Below are 23761 nucleotides of genomic sequence, written 5' to 3' on the forward strand. Positions count from 1 at the left end.
AAATATGGATACACTAGAACTAATCAAATTGTCAAAACAAGGAGATAAAGAGGCAAGAGACCGAGTAGTAACGGAAAATATGGGGCTTGTCTGGAGTATCGTAAGAAGGTTTGCTAATCGTGGACATGAGTTAGAGGACTTATTTCAGATTGGAAGCATAGGCCTAATCAAAGCAATTGATAAATTTGATACATCCTATGATGTGAGATTCTCAACCTATGCAGTACCAATGATAACAGGTGAAATAAAGCGCTTTCTGCGTGATGATGGTATGATTAAAGTTAGCCGAACATTAAAAGAAACTGCTGGAAAGGTTAAGATTACGAGAGAAATCTTAAATAATAAGTTAGGTAGAGAACCAACTATAGATGAAATAGCATGTGAGCTACAGATAGAAACAGAAGATATCGTAATGGCGTTAGAATCGAATGCAGAAGTGGAATCACTATATAAAACAATTTATCAAGGTGATGGAAATGCTATTTATTTAATTGATAAGTTAGAACAGTCAACGGATGAAAATGAAATTATGATTGATAAGCTCGCATTAAAAGAAATATTAGATTCACTAGACAGAAAGGATCGAGATCTTATAGAACTTCGTTACTTTTATGACAAAACACAAACTGATATTGCAAAAGAACTTGGAATATCCCAGGTTCAAGTATCCAGATTAGAGAAAAAAATACTTCGGATGATGAAAGAAAAGATGACATGAAAAAGAACCATTATTTTACTAGTATAGGTAATAATAAAAAATTAATAATAATTAAGGAAAAGAAAGCGTTAATTAGAATAAAATCTAGTTAATGCTTTTCTTTTTTAATGCGACCGCACTTGGCGCGAGAGTTTGAATTGCAAACTCTTTGCACTAGAACGATATGAAAGGAAGTGATAATATGCAACGAAAGAAAATATATTTAGTAGCGTTTTTAGTAGTATTAATCATATGTTCTGTCTTACTATATAATAATTTAATAGAGCCAAATACCAAGGAAGTATTTGATGGAACTCTTGTTAGACAAGTAAATTACGAATGTCATATCTAACTATAGGGAGCACTTATGAAAGAGACATTAGTATATCTTAAAGCTGATAAACATAATGAAGTAACAGATAAGACAGTTTTACTTAGTGATATTGCAAAGGTATATGGACGAAATACCAAGATTATAGATGAATTAAAAAATGTAAAATTATTTGATATTCAGTCTGATAAAGAATGTAAGTACATGTTTTCTGTTCTTAGAGTCATTGAACTAATCATTGCCATCTATCCAGAGTTAGAGATTATTAGCTTAGGAGAAACAGATTTTATCGTTGAATATAAAAAGCCCAGAAAATCAAAAGTAGTTTTTGAGTACATGAAAACTGCTTTTGTTGCATTATCTATCTTCTTTGGTTCTGCATTTAGTATAATGACATTTAATGAAGATGTTAGTGTATCAAAAGTCTTTGATTTAGTCTATAAGTTGGTCATGGGAAGTGAGAAGCAAGGTGGAAGCATTCTTGAAATATCATATTCCATAGGACTTCCAATCGGTATAATTATATTTTTTAACCATTTTTCCAAATTTAAATTGCATAATGATCCTACCCCTATTCAAATACAGATGAGGCTCTATGAAAATGATGTAAATGATACATTAATTACAGATGCGAATAGAGAGGGGAATACGATTGATTGTAATTAAGGTTGTATTATTATTTATCATGGGTTTATCTTTTGGAGTGATTGTTGCAGCCGGCGTGTTTGCTTTTATTACAATGATAGGGATTATACCTAGGTTTGCAGCACGAACTAATACAGCAAAGCATATTCTTGTCTATGAAGATATGGTCATCTATAGCGGAATTATAGCAAATACAATTAATATTTTTCATATTGAAGTGTCAGTAGGTAAAATTGGTCTTATTATTTTTGGGTTATTTTCGGGAATATTTGTTGGGTGCCTAGCGATTGCTCTTGCAGAAGTATTACAGGTCATTCCCATATTTTTTATGAGAGCGAAATTAACAAAAGGAATATCTATTATTGTCATTAGTATAGCACTTGGTAAAGCAGTTGGTGCATTTTATCAATTATATTTAAATGCAGGTCCATAAGATTTTAAAATATGAATAATTTATCTATTATTGTAGATGATATCTAGTGTGAAAGAAAACGTTTCACACCCCTGATTTATATGTCGCGGGAGGCGACTGATGGGAGCTAGTGTGAAAGAAAGAGTATTTAATGCGTTGATACATCAAGAATTTGTATGTCGTAGATAACGGCAGATGGGAGCTTGTATGAGTGAAGATGAAAAAAAACAGAGTACTATGAAAGATGTTATAAACGAGAAAAATCAGTCACTTCGTGATCAAAAATATAATGAATATGTTGAGAAAGTAACACCAAAACATAGTTGGTTTATTAATATGTGTTATGCATTTTTTGTTGGCGGAATAATCTGTACAATCGGACAAATATTTACAAACCTATATATATCATATGGTGCTGATAAAGAAAAGGCAGCATTATTCACGGTTGTTACATTAGTATTCTTAAGTGTTGTATTAACTGGATTTGGTATATATCCTAAGTTGGCAAAATTCGGAGGTGCTGGTACGATTGTTCCTATCACAGGATTCGCGAATTCAGTGGCAGCACCAGCAATTGAATTTAAAAGAGAGGGACAAGTCTTTGGTATTGGCTGTAAGATATTCACAATTGCTGGACCGGTTATTTTATATGGAATATTTTCGTCCTGGTTATTGGGAATTCTATATTTAATACTGAATTGGTCCAAAATTATGTAATCGCTTAAGAGAAAGGAAATGGGCATAAGTATGGAGAATGGTTTATCTACTAATAAAAGCGTAGGAAAGCAAAGTGTTCTTTTTCAAAATCCACCTTGTGTTTTAGGATATTCTTCAATAGCTGGAAAAAAAGAAGGGGAAGGCCCTTTAGGAAGCTGTTTTGATATTATTGAAGAAGATCCATTGGCTGGAGGAAAGTCATGGGAAGATGCAGAAAGTAGATTACAAAAAAAAGCTGCTGAATTAGCCATTCAAAAAGCTTCTCTACAGCCCAAGGACATTCGCTATCTAATAGCAGGTGATCTGTTAGGGCAATTAATAGCAACATCTTTTGGTATTGTTGATCTTGAGATTCCGATGTTTGGAGTATATGGAGCCTGTTCCACTATGGGTGAATCAATATCAATTGCAGCAATGTTAATAGATGGTGGATTCGCAGATAAAGTAATTGCATTAACATCTAGTCATTTTGCAGGTGCTGAAAAACAATTTCGTTTTCCTCTTGATTATGGTAATCAAAGGCCACTTGCTGCAACATGGACAGTAACTGGAAGTGGTGCGGTAATACTCGGAAGCCCTAAAGAGGTGAAGAAATTACCAGAGGATACGAATCCAACAATTCATATCACAGGTATTACAACTGGAAAGGTTATGGATTATGGAATAAAAGATTCAATGAATATGGGTGCTTGTATGGCACCAGCAGCTGCAGATGTAATATTTCATAATTTAAGTGATTTTGATAGAAAACCAGATTATTACGATAAGATAATTACCGGAGATTTAGGATATGTTGGTGCTGATATATTAAAGGATATCATGAAGGAAAAAGGATATGATATCAGTAAAAATCATATGGATTGCGGTGTCGAGATCTTTTCGAAAGAAACTCAGGATACACATTCTGGCGGTAGTGGATGTGGCTGTAGTGCAATCACATTAACAGGCTACGTATTTAAAAAGATGATTCAAAGAGAGTGGAAAAAGGTGTTATTTGTGCCAACAGGAGCTTTATTATCAACCGTTAGTTTCAATGAAGGCAATTCGGTACCTGGTATTGCACATGGTGTGGTTATAGAGATTATGGAATAGATTAGCTTAAATGAGAAAGGCAGTGATGGAGATGGATTATGTAAAAGCTTTTCTAGTTGGTGGGGTCATTTGCGCTGTTGTCCAACTATTTATGGATAATACAAAACTATTGCCAGGTAGAATCATGGTAATCTTAGTGTGTTCAGGTGCCGTACTTGGATTCTTTGGAATATATGAACCTTTTGTAGATTTTGCTGGTGCAGGAGCTAGTGTACCTCTTCTTGGTTTCGGAAATACCTTATTTCAGGGAATTAAGGATGCTTTAAATAAGGATGGCTGGATTGGTTTATTTATGGGGGGATTTACTGCATCTGCAGTAGGAATCTCGACTGCTTTAATATTTAGTTATATTGCATCATGGATATTTAATCCAAAAATGAAAAGTTAATTTTTTATCAACATATACCATTATATTTCAAGCAGATAATATATTTTTGATGTAATATTTCTTTTTAAATATGTTATTTTAAGTTATGTAAGAAAAATATATCATCTGCTTTTAATATAGATATGGGCCCTATAGGAAACTATAGGGTTCTTAATTATATAAAGTATTTAAGAGTTAATTTGTACCATATGTGGTAGTAAATGTATATAATACGGCAAATATATTAATAAAAACTGTATAAAATGTAACTAAAATCATGTATAGGACTTTATTACTAATTTTCAATTTGATTCATAAGATGTTTTGTGGTAAAATGGCGTTTGGCATCGAATGAGACGTTATTCGATTGTATTAAATATAAATTATTATAAAAGGAAGTGTAAAAAAATATAATAAAAAATATTATGTATGGTAAAGTAAGTAGGAGGAATAAGTACAAATGAAATTTAAAATGAAACAACAAGAAGGTATTAATAAAGTTCCACTGAAAGAAAGCAAGAAAATAAATATCAAAAAAATGAAGTTCAAGGGATTTAAGAAGGCAGCAACAACTGGTATTCAAATGAAATTAATAGGAGCATTTCTAATTCCAGTTGCTTTTATTATCTGTTTAGGAATCATATCTTATGAAGTAGCTTCAAAAAATATAATTAACAATTATGAAAATGCTACTCAAAAAACAATAGACATGACGGGACAGTACTTTGACTTAGGATTTCAAGGTATAGAAGCATCAGCAGATGAAATTGCATCAGATCTAGAAATCACAAGATATTTTAATTCTTATTACAAAGATGATACAACAAATGAATATCGTATTTCTAACGATTTATATAGTACTTTAGCGAATAAGCAAAAGGCGAATAAGTTGATTAGCGATATCCATCTTATTGCTAATTATGGTACTTCTGCATCAACTGCTGGAACTGTTTCGAATATCTATAATGATTTTATTGCTTCCGAAGAAGGCAAGAAAATGTTAGCGAAAAGAACAGAATCTGTATGGACTGGTGAACATAAATACATAGATAAGCAAATAAAAATTGAAACATCTAAATATGGTATATCATACTTAAAACAATTCCCAAATACAGATGCTACAGTTATCGCTGATGTAAAATATGATGAAATAAATAGAGTATTAAAGGGACTTGACTTTGGAAAAAGTAGCATAGTAGGATTTGTGGTTGAGGATGGAAGAGAATTACTTACTGGAACCAAAGCAACAAATTTATTTCATGATAAATCTTATTATAAGAAAATTAGTAAATCCAAAACAGGTTCAGGTAATGAATACGTAACATATAAGAATAAGAAATATTTTTTTGCATTCAAAAAACTTGATGGTATTGGAGCAAGTATCTGTGTCCTTATTCCAAAGTCAGTGATTATTGGAAAAGTATCAGGTATTAAATATCTATCTTTAGTGATAGTTACTTTAGCTTCCATTGCAGCTCTTGCAATTGCATCTGTTATATCATCAGGTATTGGTAATACAATTAAAGATATGAATAGAGGATTATATAAAGTATCTTCTGGTAATCTTACGGTTGATATTACTACAAAGAGAAAAGATGAATTCCTTACACTTGCTAATAGTATCAGAAATATGGTAGGTAGTATGAAAGAGTTAATTCTAAAAATGACAACTGTTAGTGCAAAGGTATCAAGTGCAGCTTATAAGTTTGCAGATTCATCTACTATGTTGGTAAAATCAAGTAAAGAAATAGCAACAGCCATTGGTGAGATTGAAGCTGGAGTATCGAATCAAGCAGATTATGCTCAGAGCTGTGTAGTTCAAATGGATGAATTAGCGAATAAAATTAATCTAGTGTATAATAATACTCAAAAAATTGACAAAATAACAACAGACACCAAAGAAATCATTGGAAACGGTATGATTACTATGGATGAATTAGGTCACAAAGCGAAGAATACCGCAGTGATTGCTCATACAATGATCGAAAATATTGAGACTTTAGAAGAAGAATCTGGTGCAATTGAAAATATTATTGAAGTAATTAATGGAATTGCAGAGGAGACAAGATTATTGGCTCTAAATGCATCAATTGAAGCAGCAAGAGCAGGAAGTGCTGGTAAAGGATTTGCAGTCGTTGCCGATGAAATTAGAAAGTTAGCAAACGAATCTGGAGAAGCTACTGGTAAGATTAGAGATATTATCACGAACATTCAGAATAGAACAAAACTTACAGCAGGTAATGCAAAAGATGCAGAAAATATTATAGCATCTCAAGAAGAAGCATTACATAATACCGTAGAAGTATTTCGAAATATTCAAAGTTCAGTTGACTATTTATCATCTAGTTTGACAGAAATAGCAAGTGATGCGAAGAACATGGAAATGGCTAAAGATGTAACCCTTGAGTCAATTGAGCAGATCTCTGCAGTAACTGAGGAAACAAAAGCGGTATCAGAAGAAGTAATGAACATTGCCGAACGTCAATTACAAGCAGTTAACGAACTTCATGATGAAGCAAATAGATTAGAAGATAATGCGAAAGAACTTGATGAATCAGTTCATTTATTCCAGTTGTAGTAACTAGTCAAAATAACTGAAAGTATGTAGCGTTAGTATAGCATTCTTGTCCATTTTATAATATAATAGAATGGACAGAAGTTAGAACTAAGGAGGTAGCGATATGTTACAAGATGATTATGTAAAATTTACTATTGGCAAGCAAAAACATATAGCACTTATTGCACATGATAGTAAAAAACCAGAGTTAATTCAATGGGTAGAAGATAATAAAGAAATTTTAAAGAATCATTTTCTATGTGGAACAGGAACATCTGCTAGATTAATAGCTGATAAGACAGGACTTCCTGTAAGAGGATATAATAGTGGTCCACTTGGAGGAGATCAACAAATTGGAGCAAAAATTGTTGAAGGTGGAATTGATTTTGTAGTATTTTTCTGGGATCCACTTGAAGCACAACCTCATGATCCAGATGTAAGAGCATTATTAAGAATAGCAGTTGTATATGATATTCCAATTGCTAATAATAAATCAACGGCTGATTTTATGCTTACATCAAGTTATATGAATGAAGAGTACGAGCATTCCGTAATTAATTTTAATAAACATATGAATAAACGCGTGGATTCATTTCACTAGATAAATAAGAAGGTATATAAGTTGATTTGAGACTTATATACCTTTTTTATATTATAATAACGCCAAAATAGTGTAGCAACATGGAATAGCAGAATGATTAATAGAAAAGTTATGTTAAATAAGAAATTTAGCTAAGAAAATACATCTGACATGTCTGATAAAACACATGGAAGAAAGAAATATTTTATGTTATAACTATAATGTTTGCTATTAGTGAAAGTTATGGAGGAAATTATATGGCTAGTTATGGATTTATTGTATTGATACTTGCGGGAATCTTTCAAGGTAGTTTTGGCTTAGGAATGAAAAATTATAAGCCTTTTTCATGGGAAGCTTTTTGGGGATTATTTTCTTTAGTTGGAGCTTTTATAATTCCTCAAGCTATTATGAGAGTGGAAGTACCAAATTACATGGAATATATCTTAGATACTCCAGCTAAGACTGTTGTTTTAGCAATGATTTGTGGATTTATATGGGGAATAAGTGCTCTACTTTTTGGAAAAGCAATTGACTCAATTGGAATGTCTTTAACATATGGATTGAATATGGGGATATCAGCTTCACTTGGTTCCTTCTTATCCCTCTTTATCCTTGGTGATTTGCCAAAAACAAAAGTATTAGTTACTCTAATCATAGGTTATATTGTTATGCTATTGGGCGTTTTTGTAATTACGAAAGCTGGTTTATTGAAAGATAAGGAATCAAAGGCAAATAAAGATAATGAAAGTAATCCACTATTTGTTCGTGGAATTATGTTAGCTATGTTTGCGGGACTTGGGTCTGCAGCTATGAATATCGGCTTTACGTTTGCAAATAAATCCGTAGATTTAGCTATACAGGATGGCGTTAAGCCAATTAATGCAAGTCTAATCTCTTGGATAATTGTATTAGCTGGTGGAGTGATACCTCAGGTTGTCTATCCGATCTATCTGATGATAAAGAATAGAACTTATAAAAACTATGTACAAAAAGGATGTCATGTTGCATATGGAAAACTCTTAGTGACCTCTATTCTATGGTTTTTAGCGCTTGATGTATATGCGAAAGCAAGCATTCTATTGGGAGATTTAGGTCCAGTAGTTGGATGGGTTGCCTTTAATGCATTATCGTTAATAATTAGTAATGGATGGGGATTATTAACAGGTGAATGGAAAGGGTTTATAATACCTAAAAAGCTTTTATTGTATGGTAATCTGATTTTAGTTGTCTCATTTATCATTGTAGGATTGGCAAATAGTTTATAAAAGTCGTTAGACAATAAAAAACAGACCAAATTTTGGTCTGTTTTTTATTGTCTATTTAATTATCACTGCCCATAGTAGGTTCATTCTCTGGAGTTTGAGTCGGAGTAGGAATTACAACAGGAGGTGTGGTAACAATAGGTACCGTTGGTTCTTTTGGTGTAGTGCTTGGAGTAGGAGATGGTGACGCTTTGGATGGTGGTGTAATAAATTCTCCTGAGCTACCTCTGTTCTTACTATTATGCACATTGCAGGTAGAATCCTGTAGATTTTCTGGAAGTATATAAGGAGTATCTGCGGTGTGCCCACTTTCTTTTTCTTTAATCAGATATACCTTATCAGAAACAGAGCTTTTAGGACAATACTCATTTGCTATCTTACCAGATTCTTTACAGATAGATAATTTGATATGAACATCACATTTTTCTGTTGGAACTGTACCTTTGGCAAAATATTCAGTTCGCACTGTTGATCCGCCCTGTGCTTCATTGCATACCCCATCAATGGCTAACTTACCAGACTTAGTACATATTTTAGCAGATACAATTGAATCTGGCATCTTAAAGGATTTAGTCTGCAATTTAGCATTTACCTTTTCCATAATCGTTCGCCATATAACTTTGTGATAAGTTGTATCAGTTAATGAACCATTGTTATCATAACCTGTCCATATTGTCGCCGTATAATATGGCGTAAATCCAGAAAACCATAAATCATTTTCATCGGAAGTTGTACCCGTCTTACCGGCAATTGGCATTGATATATTTTGAAATCTAACTCTTGTTCCAGTTCCCTTTTTAACAACGTCCTCCATAGCGTTTGTTAATAACCATGAGGTAGATTCTTTCATAACCTGTCTTGTTTTAGGCTTATTATTAATAAGAACCTTGTTATTATGATCTAATATTTTGGTATAGAATGTTGGCGTAGTATAGATACCATCATTCGCTATACTTGCAAATGCTCCAGTAAGTTCAAGATTAGTAACACCTTTTGTTAATCCACCAAGGGCCATTGGTAAGCCAATATCTGAAAAAACTTTTCCGTTATCGTCAACTTCATTTTCAACTAGAGTGCTAAATCCAAGTTTTGAAAGGTATTCAAATCCAACTTGTGGTGTGACTTTCTCTAATGTCTTTACTGTTACAATATTCATAGAATTATATATTGCTTGTCTTAAAGTTGTAAGACCATTATAGGAGTGGTTCCAGTTATTAACAGGTCTTCCATTCGGATATTTAAATGGTGAATCATCAAATACGCTTGCTAAAGTCATGCCTCCAGTATCAAGTGCTGGTAAGTAAGTAGATAAAATCTTAAAGGTGGAACCCGGCTGTCTAGTTGTTGTAGAAGCACGATTCAAAGTTAAGTTACCTTCTTTTTGTCCACGGCCACCTATAATTGCTTTTACCTGGCCAGTAGCTTGATCCATTACAACAAAGGAAGCTTGTGGTTCAATTGTCATTGTAACTTTTTCACCTGTAATTTCATCACCATCCTCTACGACAGAAGATTTGAATTCTTGGATATAAGGTTTTACATCACCCTTTTGACTAAATAATTCTGGCATAGTCTGATGTTTTTGTGAAAAATAATTACGAACATGTCCTTCGGAGTAATTCACAGTTTTTCCATTTTTCTTTAATATCGAAAGTCGATAGGATAATTCCCATTTTGAATTGGAAGGGAAATAGCTTGGGTCTTGGAATACACTATCGCATATTTTTTGAATGGCCGAATCTTGTGTTGTATAAATACTCAATCCACCACGATATAAAGCATTTGTAGCTTGCGTATAACTATAACCTTTTTTTGTTTGCAAATCATTAATGACTTGGTTAATCAATTCATCGACGAAATAAGAATATACGGATGAATCGGATTGTTCTTTATTGACTGTTTGAATTCTATCATATACTTCATCATCTTGAACTGCTTTATCGTAATTCGCTTGAGATATTAATTTTTGCTCTAACATATTATTTAGAATCTCGCTACGTCTCTTAGCATTTGCTTTTGGATGTGTAATTGGATTAAGATAAACTGGTGATTGTGTAATACCAGCAATAACTGCAGCTTCAGATAAAGTGATATCACTTACATCTTTGTTAAAATAACGTAATGAGGCAGCTTGTACACCTAAAGTATTCTGTCCTAGATTAATTGTATTAAGATAATATTCTAAAATTTGTTTTTTAGTTAGTTTATTTTCTAATTGAACTGCAAGATATTGTTCTTGTACTTTTCTTTCAAATCTAGATATAAATCCAGTTTCGTTCCCACCTTCAAAAACTTGATTTTTCAATAATTGTTGAGTTAAAGTACTTGCACCTTCGGAAAAATCACCAGAGGAAATACCTACAAAAAACGCTCGAAAAATACCTCTTACGTCAATACCATTGTGTTTATAAAAACGTTCATCTTCAATTGCGATAAATGCATTTTGTAAATTCTTTGGTATTTTATCTATATCGGCATATATTCTATTGGCTTGCGAACCTGCAAGCTTTATGAGCTCATTACCATCTTGATCATATATAGTTGTAGAAAAACCGGTTGGAGCGACATCGATAGCGTCAATGTTAGGTGCATCGTCAATTAAACCTTTAATTACACCATAACCAGATGCTACTCCTACGAAAGCAAGCAAAACAATACTAACAAGAAAAATACGAAATAATGAAATCAATGCTTTGGTTTTTAATTTAGCAGATGCTGACTTCAATCTTCTTTGCTTGTTTGCGGCTTCTTTTTTACTAAAGTTCATAGTAAACCTCCTTTTCCGTACTATTATACCAAATTAGAAACTTTAAATAAAGGTTAAAATAAAAAATTGACATTTATTACATAAATATGATTTATCTCAATCTAGATTATGTTATTGTCCAATAATGAAAAATAATACGTAAAAATTTAGTGAAAAAAATTAAATATAACAAAAAATAATTGTAAAAACTATTGATTTATTAAAAATCTACGTAGAGAACTGTCAAAAGATGTCGTTATTCTAACGATTTTGCGATAAGTTATACTTTTACTATGCATACTTTACTTGTATAATTACATATTATTGGTAGATATGGAGGGGTCCTAATGAAAAACAAAATTCTAGTTGGTTCAAAAACAATTGAACTGGAAGACATGCGGATGATGAGTTTGGAATATTATTTACTAGAACATGTATCAGAAGAGAATAAAGAGAAAGCTCTTTATGGAGTAAAGATTACAAAAAAGATTGATGACTATATGGAATCAGAAGAGGTGGATGCAATATCATATTCTAAGGAATTTGTTGAGCAAATGATAAAGCAGTTAATGGATAATGACGTTACTCCCATTTCAATGATAGAGATCATCGATGAAATGATAACCGTTCGGTTATGCAGTTAAATACATAAACTAAAAGCTTAGAAAATGCAAAAACGAAACGACCTTTTCTCGTTTATGTGAACATCAATAAATGAGGAAGAATGTTTGCTATAAGATGAAAATATATGAACCAAAATTGACTTGTAAATTTGTATTATGTATAATAAACAATGAAATATTGTTCGAAGCCATATGGCTAAGAAAGAGGAAAGAGTGTAAGAAATTACATTCTATTATATACATTATATCCGTAATGATAGTTTACTAATTAGATACTTTAGTATCATTAGTAACTTTATTATGAGCTATAGACTTTATAGTAAAAAGAGTCTTTTGCTAAATAAGATACAAAGAGATAAGGAGCAATCTATGGTTGAGGAATATAAAGTAGTCTATGAAGGTGGCGAAGGTGAGATCATTGAGAAAAAGTCTCGTTTTATTGCAACCGTGGTACCAGTAGATACGGAAGAAGAGGCATTAACTTTTATAGAGGCACAGAAAAAGAAATACTGGGATGCAAGACACAACTGTTCAGCATATGTTATTGGATCTAAAAATGAAATTATTCGTTGTAGCGATGACGGTGAGCCAAGTGGAACAGCAGGCAAACCGATGCTAGAGATACTTGTAAAGGAAGAGATTCATAACGCTTTAGTTGTTGTAACAAGATATTTTGGCGGAGTACTATTAGGTACAGGGGGTCTTATTCGAGCTTATCAGAAAGCTACGAAAGAAGGATTAAATAAAAGCATTATTATTAATAAAAGTCTAGGATATCAATTAGAAGTGAATACAGATTATAATGGTATTGGTAAAATTCAATATATTATCGGACAGATGAATATTACAACAGTAGATACGGACTATACAGATGAAGTGACAATACATTTACTATTACCACCAAGGGATTTAGATTGTTTTCAAAAAAAAGTAATAGAAGCAACTAACGGAAAAGCGAAAATGTTATTAAAAGATCAAGTTTATTATGCCAATATATTGGGTGAAACAGTTATCTTTTAAATTTTGATAAGCCAGGTATTATTACCTGGCTTTTTAGATACGGTAGAAATACTATTGTGTATTTACAGGCAAAAAAGCATAAACTAGTTTATTGATAAAAATTTTATGATTTTATTAATTTAGGTTAAGTTGAAAAATATTCACATTATTTATAATAATAGAGGTGAAACCAATGAAAGAAAATAAATTTCTTGAAAATGATAATAAATTTTATATAGAAGTGAAACCAATAATTAGGTATCCAAAATGCTATATTAGTGGAAAAGAACAAGATTGTTTGAATTGTGAATTACAAAAAAATAATCTATGTGATTCACCTTTTGGTAAATGTATGGTAAAATATCCTGGACATAATAAAGGATGTCCTAATTATGGTAAGAAAGCAAATTGTCCACCTAATATACCTGGTTTTGATCAAATATTTGATATGAGTAAACCAATCTATGCAATCTACAGTATTTTTAATCTGAAGCAACATGTTGAGAAAATGAGGGATAGACATCCAAATTGGACGGACAAGCAATGTAGATGTAGTCTATATTGGCAAGGAACAGCAAAAAAGCAACTAAGGATTAACTGTGTAGAATTCATGGAGCAATTCAAGGAAAAAGAATATATACTGGTAGAAGCACCAGAATCATTCGGGGTTGATGTAACAGAGACAATGAAAAAGGAAGGTATACTACTTGAATGGCCACCAATGAATGATGTATATAAGATTAATTTTGCTGGGGTGTTACGAGAAGATATTAAAAATAATGAGTATGTAAATGGTCGAAAAAAATGGATTAACGAAAAGGGATACTTAATACTGGAGCAAAGATAGAAAATAATCGTCAGTGGATCATTAAATTGTTACAGTTGTGTCATCATCACCGAGATGTGTTGATGACACAACTTATATTTATAGTAAATAGGAGAAGAAAATGAGAACAATATTTGAAAACTTATGTATGGAGTACGCACAAAATAAAAAATTTAGTGGTACCTGTATGGTAAAATCAGAACATGAAATTATCTTTTCAGGATCATATGGTTATGCTAATATAGCTTTTGGTATTCCAAATGTAATTGATACTAAATTTGATACTGCATCAATTACGAAAACTTTTACAGCGGCAGCTATTATGCAATTGATAGAAAAAGGTGTATTAAACTTAACGGATAAAATCGTTAATATTATTGACTTGAAGGATACTAAGATTCCAGAGAATGTAACAATAGAGCATTTACTTAATCATACATCTGGCATTGCAGATGATGCAGACGAGGAAGCTGGTGAAGAGTATTCGGCATTGTTTATTAACACTCCAAATTATTCATTTCGAGAATGTAAAGATTTTCTGAAAAATTTTGCATATAAGGATCCATATTTTAAAGCTGGAACTAATGTAAGATATAGTAATTGCGCCTTTATATTATTAGGATTGGCAATAGAAAAATTAACAGGAGTCAGTTATAGAACATATGTTACTGAGAATATTTTTAAAGTATGTGAAATGACGAATACAAGATTCAGCTCTATGGATGAGATTAATGAAAATACCGCAGAAGGTTACACTAGCGTATTTGATGAAAATGATAATTGGATTGGTTTTAAGAAAAATATATATTGTTATCCTCCAATTGGAACCGCAGATAGTGGAGCATATACGACAGTTGAAGATTTAGATAAATTTATGCGAGGAATAAAGGACGGTAAATTATTTGCTGAAAAATATAGTCAAATGTTACTAACTCCTCACTGTGATATTATTAAACCATCTAGTTGGAGAGAAGCACCTGATACCACTATTAGAAATGGATATGCTTTTGAATTCATCGAGATAGAGAAAGAAACATTTTGTATCTATAAAGATGGATTAAATAATGGGGTTGCTACAATGTTCTCTTATTATCCTAAAGCGGATATTACGGTTTCTATCTTAGCAAATCAAGATTGCAATATATGGGAGTTACATAGGCAAATGCAAACAGAAATTTATCATAGATACTATAAGTAAAGAGAAGATTTCGTTGAAATCCTCGAGTATCAAATGTCAAAAAAGAAATATTTTGTTGTATATTGATTGTTTGATTTTCCTCCCAAACAATGGAAGGTGATTGAGCAATTCATAAAGGATATGAATGAGATTAAATAGAGAATACATTTCAACTTGAGTATTTTTAAAAATATGCTACAATCATAGTGAAAGAAAATAAATCAGAGAGGAATGCCACATAGTTATTCTATCAACTTTTTTTGCTGTGGCAATAATCCATCAATGGGAAGTTGGGTTATTTATTAGGTAATATATATGGAATTTAAAGAATGTATTAAAAACAGAAGAAGTATAAGAAAATTTAAAACAGAGGAAGTATCCTCAGAAGATATCATAAAAATGGTAGATGCAGCCTCACTTGCACCTTCATGGAAGAATACTCAAGTAACAAGATATTATGCAGTTAAAACAAAAGAAATAAAAGATCAAATGGTAGACTTAGTTCCAGGATTTAATCAACCAGCTACTAGTTCAGCTCCAGTGATTATTGTATCTACTGTAGTGAAAAAACGCTCTGGATTCAACCGTGAGGGGCAACCAGATACATTCAAAGGTGATGCATGGGAGATGTATGATTGTGGGCAATCCAATCTATTATTCTGTCTTGAAGCACATGAATTAGGTTATGGTACTGTTATTATGGGATATTTTGATGCAGAAGCAATTCATAAGTTAATTGGTGCACCAGATACAGAAGAAGTATCATCTGTAATTGCACTTGGTATCCCTGAGGAGCATCCGGATATGCCAAAGAGAAAAGGTGCAGATTTAATACTCAAAGAAATCTAGAATTTAGGAGAGAATGCATGAGTATTAAAATGAAATATCTATCTTTTATTCCCGCAATTGTAATTATGTGTATCATATTTATCTATTCATCAAAAACAGCTGTTGAATCAGAACATGCGAGTAATGAAGTGACTTATTCTATTATTAATGTGTATAATCAATGGTTTCATAAAGAATACACACACAATGAAAAGGAAAAGATTGTAGAAAAACTTGATTTCATTGTTCGAAAAATGGCTCATGCAACAGAGTATCTAATCCTTGCACTTAGTGTTGCGTTTCCATTAACAATCAATGGATGGAAAGGTAAGCGATTATTTATTGCAACATTACTAATCTGTATCTTCTATGCTTCGACAGATGAATTCCATCAGTTATTTGTAAGTGGACGAAGTGGGCAGATACGAGATGTATGTATTGATGGAACTGGTGCATTTATAGGAACAAGCATTTTTGTATTTATAAGAACAAGATTTCTTTGTAGAAAGAAAAGTGAACCAGAGTTGTCATAAAAGATACTATTATTGACTATCTTAATGATATAAGCAATAAATAAAAGCTGTAATGAAAGAAAAAAATATTAGTGCCTATAGGTAAATGCTATTATGTAGATATATAAAGCATTACCTATAGGCATTATTAGATTTCAAGATTGATTAAATTTAGATATTCAATATTTATTATAAATCAAAGTATACCTCTTCTTTAAGGCTCTACACCAAGTACTAGTTTACCATCATAGTATACTACAATATGGTTGCTGTTTCCATAAGAGTAATCATTGATTTGGTTATATATACTCCAATCATTTTTCACAGAGCGAGTAGTTATTGTTAAAGTCGAGCCAGCAGATAGTTTATCCGTTGTATTTAATTTTATTTCAAGATAAGTGTCTGCATTAGTTTTTGGTTGACTCATAGTTACAAATGAATGATTGATAGAACTTAGATAGCTTGCATAATAAGGTGCTTTATTCAATTGAACAGCTGCGGTATCACAATAAAAGGTTTCTTCGGAAGCTCCTTCTTTGGTGTAATAATAGCGAATGGATAATTTGGAAAGATCGATATCACTACCGCTTACATTCTTCAAAATAATATTATTATTAATTGTATTAGAGGTATCCTTACCATTTCCAGTATTATTGATACTTAGGGTAAAGTCTCCAGTAGGAGAAGTGGTAGGAGCTACAGTAGGAGTAATCGTTGGAACCACAGTTGGTGCAATTGTCGGAGAAGAAGTTGGTATAGTAGTAGGTATGGCTGTAGGAGTTACAGTAGGTGTAGCTGTTGGTACCGCTGTAGGAGTAGTAGTAGGAGCTATGGTAGGTGATACAGTAGGTGTAGCGCTATTAAAATTAGGAAGTTCATCGAGCGTAATTACCTTATCGCTTTGGTATACTTTTTTTACCATAGCTGCTTCAGTATAAGTATCTCCGATTTCTCCAGAGGTGTTCATTAGAAAATCTCCATACCATACTGCAAAATATAACCAATATGCATTATCTCTTAACATCATATCAGGATCAATCATAACACCATTTTCACTTAGGGCAGCCATTTTATTACCACTGGAGTAATTTATGGTCTTCATTAATTGATCGGATTGTGAATTATAAGTGTGCTTTTCAGCATAAATATCGGTGCCAGAGATGTCGCAATAATTATCTCCTGGATACCAGCTAGCATCTTGTCCATTCCATACCCAGATTAGGTTGTTTAATTTATGATAATTCGTTTGACGGTTGAACATTAATTTGTAAAGCCATAAATAAGGATCTTTACCTTTGGCACCCCACCAGAACCAACCACCGCTTGCTTCATGAAGAGGTCTCCATAGAACGGTAACATTAGCTTGTTGTAATTGATCAAGATATCCTGAGATTGCATCAATATCACGTACTAGAAGATAACATTCTTCTGAGATTTTACCTGCTTCATACATAGATTTGATTTCTGACAAAGGCAACATACTGATGTCTTCGGTAGTTACTGCTTTGGATAAATCAAAGGAAGTTTTATTAGCATAGAATTGATTGCCACCTTTTGGTGCATGCCAATGCCATTGGAATGTAACTAACCCACCTTTTTTATCCCAATTTAAAGCTTGGTTAATCTCTTCAGTATTATGCCAATCGCTTGCAGGATCACAGAAGATCATATCAAGCATACGAATTGCAGGATATTTACCAGTATATTTGTAAAGAGCGTCTACCTCAGTACTAGTATTTAAAGTACAAGATTGACCAGATAATGTTTGATTACCATAGATACTTTTTAGGTATTCCATAATATTTTTTGTCTTTTGATTCGCATTCTGATTAACAAGTGTTGAGGTTGCTGTATTGTAAACAGAATCTTTGATACCGGTTCCATCTTCAATGTTGATATAGTCTAGGTCAAACCAACCCCAGGATTCTTTAATTGATAAAGTAATAGTTCCTTTTTCAAGATATACACTTTCGATTGTGGTATCGTTCCATGCACCATCACCTTTACTATAAATGGTTGCAGCTTGTTTACCATTAATATAAAGGTAATTTTCTTTATAACTATCAGATGCTGAACGAATCACAAATGTGTAGTGCTTGGTTGTTGGAATCTCAACTTGTACAGACCATGAATTGTTGCTTTTCTGGTCGAAACCAGTAGCATAGCCTGTACCACTAAAACCAGCTCTAGTGGATGCTGCCTTGATATCTCCAGTCATTGTTGCATTTTCGGCTTCAATCTTTGTAGAGAATGTCTCTGCAGCTTGTACTGTATTGGTGTTATTTGCAAGTAGTAGATTTGTGTTAACCCCAGGTGTGTTGCCAAGGAGCAATGATGTTATCATCCCCAATATTAACATCATCGCCATGACGGTTCTTTTACCTCTTTTCATACTAAAAACCTCCTTATAATTTATAGTTCTCTCGGAAGTTACTAAACTATAAAAGGATGATATGATGGAAATATATAATACAGAAAAGTACTAGGTTTATCTTTTCATGGTTTTAGACTTTTCCGAGAGTACTCTTATATAAAATTACGATAAATGAAATTTTGATTGAAGGATTAGTGAATGATGAAAGAATATGTCTAAATTTAGCAGTGAGTAATAATTTTTAGATATAAAATATGAAAGCCTTTTCATTGATTTTATTATATAATAATTGGTAATAAAATACAATAGATATCTGATAAAGATACAAGAAAAAATAAAAAACTACCAGATTTCATGAAAAATACTGGTAGTTTTACAACAATCTATACAAATTGGTTTCTTGTGTTATCATAAAGATAATCTATTTGTTGCAGTTTATTTATAACATGTTCCTTGCTTATATTTAAAGATTTGCATAAATCATCAAGATTTTTATAATGATCTCTTAATTGTGTATTGATATAGCTTAGTAGCATCACTGGATCGTTAGGTAATGACATATATATGCTCCTTTTCAATAATTTTTTTTTATTATATTGCCTAGACAACCTCCCAAACAGGTCATTTGTCGGGCAACATCATAGAATTAGAGTGTCAAAAACTCATTACTTTATATTTTTCAATTCATCAGGTACTGTAAAATCACTTGCAGATCCTAAACTATCATATTCAATAGTAACCATACATTTTGGTATCTTAATGGATTCACTACTATCAAGAATAGAGGAATCAGAATTTGTTTTCTTTGAGTTGATTGAGGAAGCAAGGATTGCATCCATAATATCTTGTAAAAATGAAGTCATATCCATTTTCATTTTAACTGGATTCATAGAATCTTGATCAAGCCACATGGTAATTGGAATATCTTTAAGATTTTTAAAGTTTATCTTATCAAATCCAACAGAGCTTAATAAAGAAAGAAATTTTTTATTTTGAAGCATTTTTTTTAATGATTTACCAGTCATAATACCTTCTAACTTAATAGTTGTTTTGTTGGATATTTTTTCTGTACCAACTTTCTTGAAACTTTTGGCATTAGATAAGTAAAGATCTAGAGTCAATTGATTAAAATAATCAGTCTGTTTGGGACTCATGAGACTGGAATCAAGTTTAGTTTTATTCCATTTACCATTTGTATTCATATATTCATAATAGTTATTGTTGTCTTCTAATATATAAGATGAAATATCTTGAGATCCTAGCGCTCCCATGTCAATATTCATATCCATTTTGGTTTTATAAGGGGTGGTAAATGAAGTCATTGCTATTTTCATTTTGATATCGAAATTGTCAGAGCCTGACGTCATGCTAAAGTCCATTGTCATGTTAGCGTCGTAATTTTTAGCTGATGCAAGATTTTGTTGTGCCTTTTTTATCATACTTACAGGTGACATGGAAGGGCTAGTCTTTTTATGACAGCCAATTGTCAATAATCCAATTACGATAATCAGTAATGTAAGTAAAATTTTACGATTTTTATTCATAAACGTACATCCTCGCTCTCTAAGGTTATATATTTATTATAACATTAATCTTCATGAAGACAATGAATATGGATTTTTCTAATCTTATTCTAATAAATGAGCGAAATGGAAAACAAAGTTGTTAATTACTAATAAGCATGATAAAATATTAGGATATCAGTGAAACATTAGTAATAATTGGGTTAAGAACTGCGGATTATGGTAATTAATTCGTAAGAACTTGGAGGTATTAAATGGATTTATTTGAATATATGAGCCAAAATACATTAGAAAAAGAGTCACCTCTAGCTTCTAGATTACGACCTACCGCATTAGAAGAAGTAGTGGGGCAACAACATATTGTAGGTAAAGATAAACTATTATATCGTGCAATTAAGGCGGATAAGATTAGTTCTATCATATTTTATGGGCCACCTGGAACAGGTAAAACAACGCTTGCGAAAGTAATCGCGAATACAACAAAAGCCAATTTTACTCAGATTAATGCAACAAGCGCAGGCAAAAAGGATATGGAAGAAGTAATACAAGAAGCAAAGACTCAGATTGGTATGTATGGAAAAAAAACAATTCTTTTTGTAGACGAGATTCATCGATTTAATAAAGGACAGCAAGATTATTTGTTACCTTATGTGGAAGATGGAACAATTATATTGATAGGTGCTACTACAGAAAATCCATATTTTGAGGTAAATGGGGCGTTAATATCAAGGTCAATTATATTCGAGTTAAAATCATTGGATAAAGAAGATATTAAGACGTTATTGATTCGTGCGATTTCAGATGAGATAAAAGGCTTAGGTGCGTATGAAGCTGTAATTGATGAGGAAGCACTTGAATTCCTTGCTGACATATCAAATGGTGATGCTAGATCTGCATTAAATGCAATCGAATTAGGTGTTCTTACTACTGAAAGAAGTTCAGATGGTAAGATTCACATTACAATAGAAGTTGCAAGTGAGTGTATACAAAAGAGAGCAGTGCGTTATGATAAATCTGGAGATAATCATTATGATACGATTTCTGCATTTATTAAAAGTATGAGAGGTTCAGACCCGGATGCTGCAATCTATTATTTAGCTAGAATGTTATATGCTGGAGAAAGTGTAGAATTTATCGCAAGAAGAATTATGATCTGTGCAGCAGAAGATGTATCGAATGCAGATCCGAATGCTTTAGTTGTTGCAACTGAGGCAGCTGCAGCAGTCGAACGTCTTGGTATGCCTGAGGCAAGAATTGTACTAGCTCAAGCTGCCACTTATGTGGCATGTGCTCCTAAGAGTAATTCAGCAATCATGGCAATTGATGCAGCACTTGAGCTTGTTAAGAATGAGAAGTCTAGTGCGATACCAACTTATTTGCTTGATGCACATTATAAAGGAGCAGCCAAGTTAGGACATGGATTAGGCTATAAATATGCGCATAATTATAAGAATAATTATGTGAAACAACAATATCTACCGGATGAATTTAAAGATATTACATTCTATCATTTATCAGAGAATGGATATGAAAAAGAGCTTAAAAAACATATGCATAGAATAAAAGAAGAAGCAGAGGAGTAAGATGGATATGCTCCTTGTGGTAGAACGATAAAAGATTATTCTACTACAAGGAGCAATCATTGACTCAGCTGCTTCTTTTTATATTAGTTAGGTTGTATAGAAGTTATTATAACAATTAATAATGCTCCATATGGATCATCGATTAAAGTTCATTATCATCCTTATTTTTCTTCTTCATAACTTTATAAAATAACATCATACAGTATGCCATGATTGGAATAATGATTGTGCAGTAAACACTTGCTTGGAATAAGGCATTGGAATAAGGTGTTACTAATAAAGAAGATATTAAAGTAACTAAGTATAAGAGAACTAATAATGAGATTGCAATAATAGATAAAATTTGTTTTCCGTTTTTCATGATAGAATCCTTTCTATGAAATACTCCTATGATACGAAAGAGAGTATTATAATCGTGTAAAATGTACTTAATGTTGATTATTGTAATTTCTAATATTTTATCATAGGAAGTTCACAAAGTCGAGTGGATACCAAAATTTATTAAACAAACTTACATAGATAGATATTCCTTAATATAAAAAGACATAAGCAAGTTAAATTTAATAGAGGAGTTATCGAGTTCAGTACCAAGCAGGTCTTTTATTTTTCGAATACGATATACAATGGTATTTCGGTGAGTAAATAGTCTTGATGCAGTTTCAATTAAGTTACAGTCAGATAGTAGAAAATACCGTAGTGTATTTAAATAGTCGGTATCGTGTTCTACATCGTGTTGTTCTAATATACCAAGGTCTCGTTGGTAAATTGAATACAGGATAGCAGGATCGGAACAACAGTATAGAAGTTGAAATATTCCTAGTTCATCAAATATTACAAAGGAACGCTTCCACAATTGGGCTGCTGCTAAAGAAAAAAAAGCTCTTTTATAACTTTGTCCTATTTGAGTAATGGAATGTATCTCATCACTAATGCCTAAAGCTATACTATCACAATAGCATAATAATTCGATTAATTTATCTAGAGAGAGTTCTGCTTCATTAGAATGATAGATTAATATTTGAAAATTATCATAGAAGAATAGGTGATATTTTAGCCCATAACTATTTAGTGGAGAGGTTATGATAGTGGTATCATGAAGATTACGAATGACAATAATTCGATAATCAGAGTTCGTTTGAAAACCATATTGGTTTAGGGTACGCAATATATTATCTGGAACCGACGTCTGATATAATGCACTCTGAAAAGCAGCGCTTAGATGATCTTCACGTTGGTTATCTTGCAATAGTATACGACAATAATCCTGCATAATTTCAACAAGATGCACGTCCCAAGGAAATGTAAAAAGGGGAATCTTATTTATTTCACAAAAATCTATAATCTCAGGTGTTAGATCCTCTTCGAAAAGATATTTCCCAATATTTATTAGAATACAACTACAATTATTCATAGAAAGTGCTCGAATAAATTCTAGGAGGCTAATACCGTTACTTCGGAAAAGACCAGTAGTAATCACGAGTTCCCCACCTTTTAGAAAGCTAATATTTTGAATATCCTCAGCTAGGTAAATCCAAGAGACGGTATTATTCATGCCATTCCTACCAGAATGGAAATCTAATTGATATTTTCCTTTCGCAAATTCGTATAAAGCATTCACTTGTGTCTTCATATAAGTTCACACTGCCTCCCATCTGTCGCCTTTGGCGACATACAAATCAAGGTGTGAAATTATTTTTATTTCACACTGCCTCCCTTAGAGTAAGTTAGTATAGGTTTTCAAAACTCTTTTTTGATACTATATCATACATATGGTTGTATGAAAAGAACAAAAGGACAAAATTGTACTAGAAAAAGCAAGGAGAAATAGGAATAATGAAATATAGAAATAATCTTTCATTGTATCTAAAGTACAAAGGAAGAGTAAAATGTTTGGAACCAGAGTCCATTGT

At 32.2% G+C, this 23761-nt stretch carries 23 protein-coding genes; 17 read left to right on the top strand and 6 right to left on the bottom strand.

The genetic code is table 11. The annotated features are described in order from the left end of the window. The first annotated feature begins 4 nt into the window (after positions 1–4). From sigF to bsdtb5_RS06840, 10 genes are all read left to right on the top strand, one after another. Positions 5–718: an RNA polymerase sporulation sigma factor SigF gene (sigF, locus tag bsdtb5_RS06795; protein ID WP_271715279.1), complete on the top strand. Its 714-nt coding sequence runs from the start codon at positions 5–7 to the stop codon at positions 716–718. A gap of 181 nt (positions 719–899) precedes the next feature. Beyond that, on the top strand, positions 900–1049 hold the full coding sequence (locus bsdtb5_RS06800) for a hypothetical protein (protein WP_271715280.1): 150 nt from the start codon (positions 900–902) through the stop codon (positions 1047–1049). Between the two features lie 15 nt (positions 1050–1064). Further along, a complete protein-coding gene (locus bsdtb5_RS06805) occupies positions 1065–1694 on the top strand; it encodes a stage V sporulation protein AA (RefSeq protein WP_271715281.1) in 630 nt (209 codons plus the stop codon). Next, the gene (locus tag bsdtb5_RS06810; RefSeq protein ID WP_271715282.1) at positions 1681–2106 is read left to right on the top strand and encodes a stage V sporulation protein AB; all 426 of its coding nucleotides are present in this window, start codon (positions 1681–1683) and stop codon (positions 2104–2106) included. Before bsdtb5_RS06805 ends, bsdtb5_RS06810 begins: the two co-directional genes overlap by 14 nt. A 186-nt stretch (positions 2107–2292) precedes the next feature. Continuing rightward, positions 2293–2802 (top strand): stage V sporulation protein AC, encoded by a 510-nt coding sequence (gene spoVAC / locus bsdtb5_RS06815; RefSeq protein WP_271715283.1) that lies wholly within the window; start codon positions 2293–2295, stop codon positions 2800–2802. 18 nt (positions 2803–2820) lie between these two features. Next, positions 2821–3894 carry a stage V sporulation protein AD gene (gene spoVAD, locus bsdtb5_RS06820; protein ID WP_271715284.1) on the top strand — a complete coding sequence of 358 codons (1074 nt, stop codon included), beginning with the start codon at positions 2821–2823 and terminating at the stop codon, positions 3892–3894. Positions 3895–3925: 31 nt separating this feature from the next. Next, the gene (spoVAE, locus tag bsdtb5_RS06825; protein ID WP_271716061.1) at positions 3926–4282 is read left to right on the top strand and encodes a stage V sporulation protein AE; all 357 of its coding nucleotides are present in this window, start codon (positions 3926–3928) and stop codon (positions 4280–4282) included. Positions 4283–4721: 439 nt separating this feature from the next. After that, positions 4722–6839 carry a methyl-accepting chemotaxis protein gene (locus bsdtb5_RS06830; protein ID WP_271715285.1) on the top strand — a complete coding sequence of 706 codons (2118 nt, stop codon included), beginning with the start codon at positions 4722–4724 and terminating at the stop codon, positions 6837–6839. A 103-nt stretch (positions 6840–6942) separates the two neighbouring features. Continuing rightward, positions 6943–7419, top strand: coding sequence for a methylglyoxal synthase (locus tag bsdtb5_RS06835; protein WP_271715286.1), 477 nt, complete (start codon positions 6943–6945; stop codon positions 7417–7419). 236 nt (positions 7420–7655) lie between these two features. Next, positions 7656–8663 carry an L-rhamnose/proton symporter RhaT gene (locus tag bsdtb5_RS06840; RefSeq protein WP_271715287.1) on the top strand — a complete coding sequence of 336 codons (1008 nt, stop codon included), beginning with the start codon at positions 7656–7658 and terminating at the stop codon, positions 8661–8663. Between the two features lie 55 nt (positions 8664–8718). Here bsdtb5_RS06840 and bsdtb5_RS06845 read toward each other — a convergent pair whose 3' ends face one another. Continuing rightward, positions 8719–11427, bottom strand: a complete 2709-nt coding sequence (locus tag bsdtb5_RS06845) for a transglycosylase domain-containing protein (protein ID WP_271715288.1) — start codon at positions 11425–11427, stop codon at positions 8719–8721. Between the two features lie 326 nt (positions 11428–11753). Here bsdtb5_RS06845 and bsdtb5_RS06850 point away from each other — a divergent pair, with 326 nt between their 5' ends. From bsdtb5_RS06850 to bsdtb5_RS06875, 6 genes are all read left to right on the top strand, one after another. Continuing rightward, on the top strand, positions 11754–12050 hold the full coding sequence (locus tag bsdtb5_RS06850; RefSeq protein ID WP_271715289.1) for a DUF6514 family protein: 297 nt from the start codon (positions 11754–11756) through the stop codon (positions 12048–12050). Between the two features lie 348 nt (positions 12051–12398). Continuing rightward, positions 12399–13049 (top strand): YigZ family protein, encoded by a 651-nt coding sequence (locus bsdtb5_RS06855; RefSeq protein ID WP_271715290.1) that lies wholly within the window; start codon positions 12399–12401, stop codon positions 13047–13049. A gap of 172 nt (positions 13050–13221) precedes the next feature. Continuing rightward, complete coding sequence (locus tag bsdtb5_RS06860; protein ID WP_271715291.1) at positions 13222–13875, top strand: hypothetical protein; 654 nt, start codon at positions 13222–13224, stop codon at positions 13873–13875. A 100-nt stretch (positions 13876–13975) separates the two neighbouring features. Then, positions 13976–15052: a serine hydrolase domain-containing protein gene (locus bsdtb5_RS06865; protein ID WP_271715292.1), complete on the top strand. Its 1077-nt coding sequence runs from the start codon at positions 13976–13978 to the stop codon at positions 15050–15052. Positions 15053–15346: 294 nt separating this feature from the next. Next, positions 15347–15880, top strand: a complete 534-nt coding sequence (locus bsdtb5_RS06870; protein WP_271715293.1) for a nitroreductase family protein — start codon at positions 15347–15349, stop codon at positions 15878–15880. A 17-nt stretch (positions 15881–15897) separates the two neighbouring features. Beyond that, entirely contained in the window at positions 15898–16392 is a 495-nt protein-coding gene (locus bsdtb5_RS06875) for a VanZ family protein (protein WP_271715294.1), read from the top strand. Between the two features lie 193 nt (positions 16393–16585). Here bsdtb5_RS06875 and bsdtb5_RS06880 read toward each other — a convergent pair whose 3' ends face one another. From bsdtb5_RS06880 to bsdtb5_RS06890, 3 genes are all read right to left on the bottom strand, one after another. Then, entirely contained in the window at positions 16586–18763 is a 2178-nt protein-coding gene (locus bsdtb5_RS06880) for a glycosyl hydrolase (RefSeq protein ID WP_271715295.1), read from the bottom strand. A gap of 365 nt (positions 18764–19128) precedes the next feature. Beyond that, positions 19129–19305, bottom strand: a complete 177-nt coding sequence (locus bsdtb5_RS06885; protein ID WP_271715296.1) for a DUF4250 domain-containing protein — start codon at positions 19303–19305, stop codon at positions 19129–19131. Between the two features lie 105 nt (positions 19306–19410). Beyond that, positions 19411–20289 (bottom strand): DUF6612 family protein, encoded by an 879-nt coding sequence (locus bsdtb5_RS06890; protein ID WP_271715297.1) that lies wholly within the window; start codon positions 20287–20289, stop codon positions 19411–19413. A gap of 233 nt (positions 20290–20522) precedes the next feature. Here bsdtb5_RS06890 and bsdtb5_RS06895 point away from each other — a divergent pair, with 233 nt between their 5' ends. Next, on the top strand, positions 20523–21851 hold the full coding sequence (locus bsdtb5_RS06895) for a replication-associated recombination protein A (protein ID WP_271715298.1): 1329 nt from the start codon (positions 20523–20525) through the stop codon (positions 21849–21851). A 142-nt stretch (positions 21852–21993) separates the two neighbouring features. Here bsdtb5_RS06895 and bsdtb5_RS06900 read toward each other — a convergent pair whose 3' ends face one another. Next, on the bottom strand, positions 21994–22212 hold the full coding sequence (locus tag bsdtb5_RS06900; protein ID WP_271715299.1) for a hypothetical protein: 219 nt from the start codon (positions 22210–22212) through the stop codon (positions 21994–21996). Between the two features lie 150 nt (positions 22213–22362). Beyond that, entirely contained in the window at positions 22363–23481 is a 1119-nt protein-coding gene (locus bsdtb5_RS06905) for a PucR family transcriptional regulator (protein WP_271715300.1), read from the bottom strand. Positions 23482–23761 lie beyond the last annotated feature (280 nt).

Origin of the sequence: Anaeromicropila herbilytica (assembly GCF_016591975.1) — a bacterium.
GTDB lineage: Bacteria > Bacillota > Clostridia > Lachnospirales > Lachnospiraceae > Anaeromicropila > Anaeromicropila herbilytica.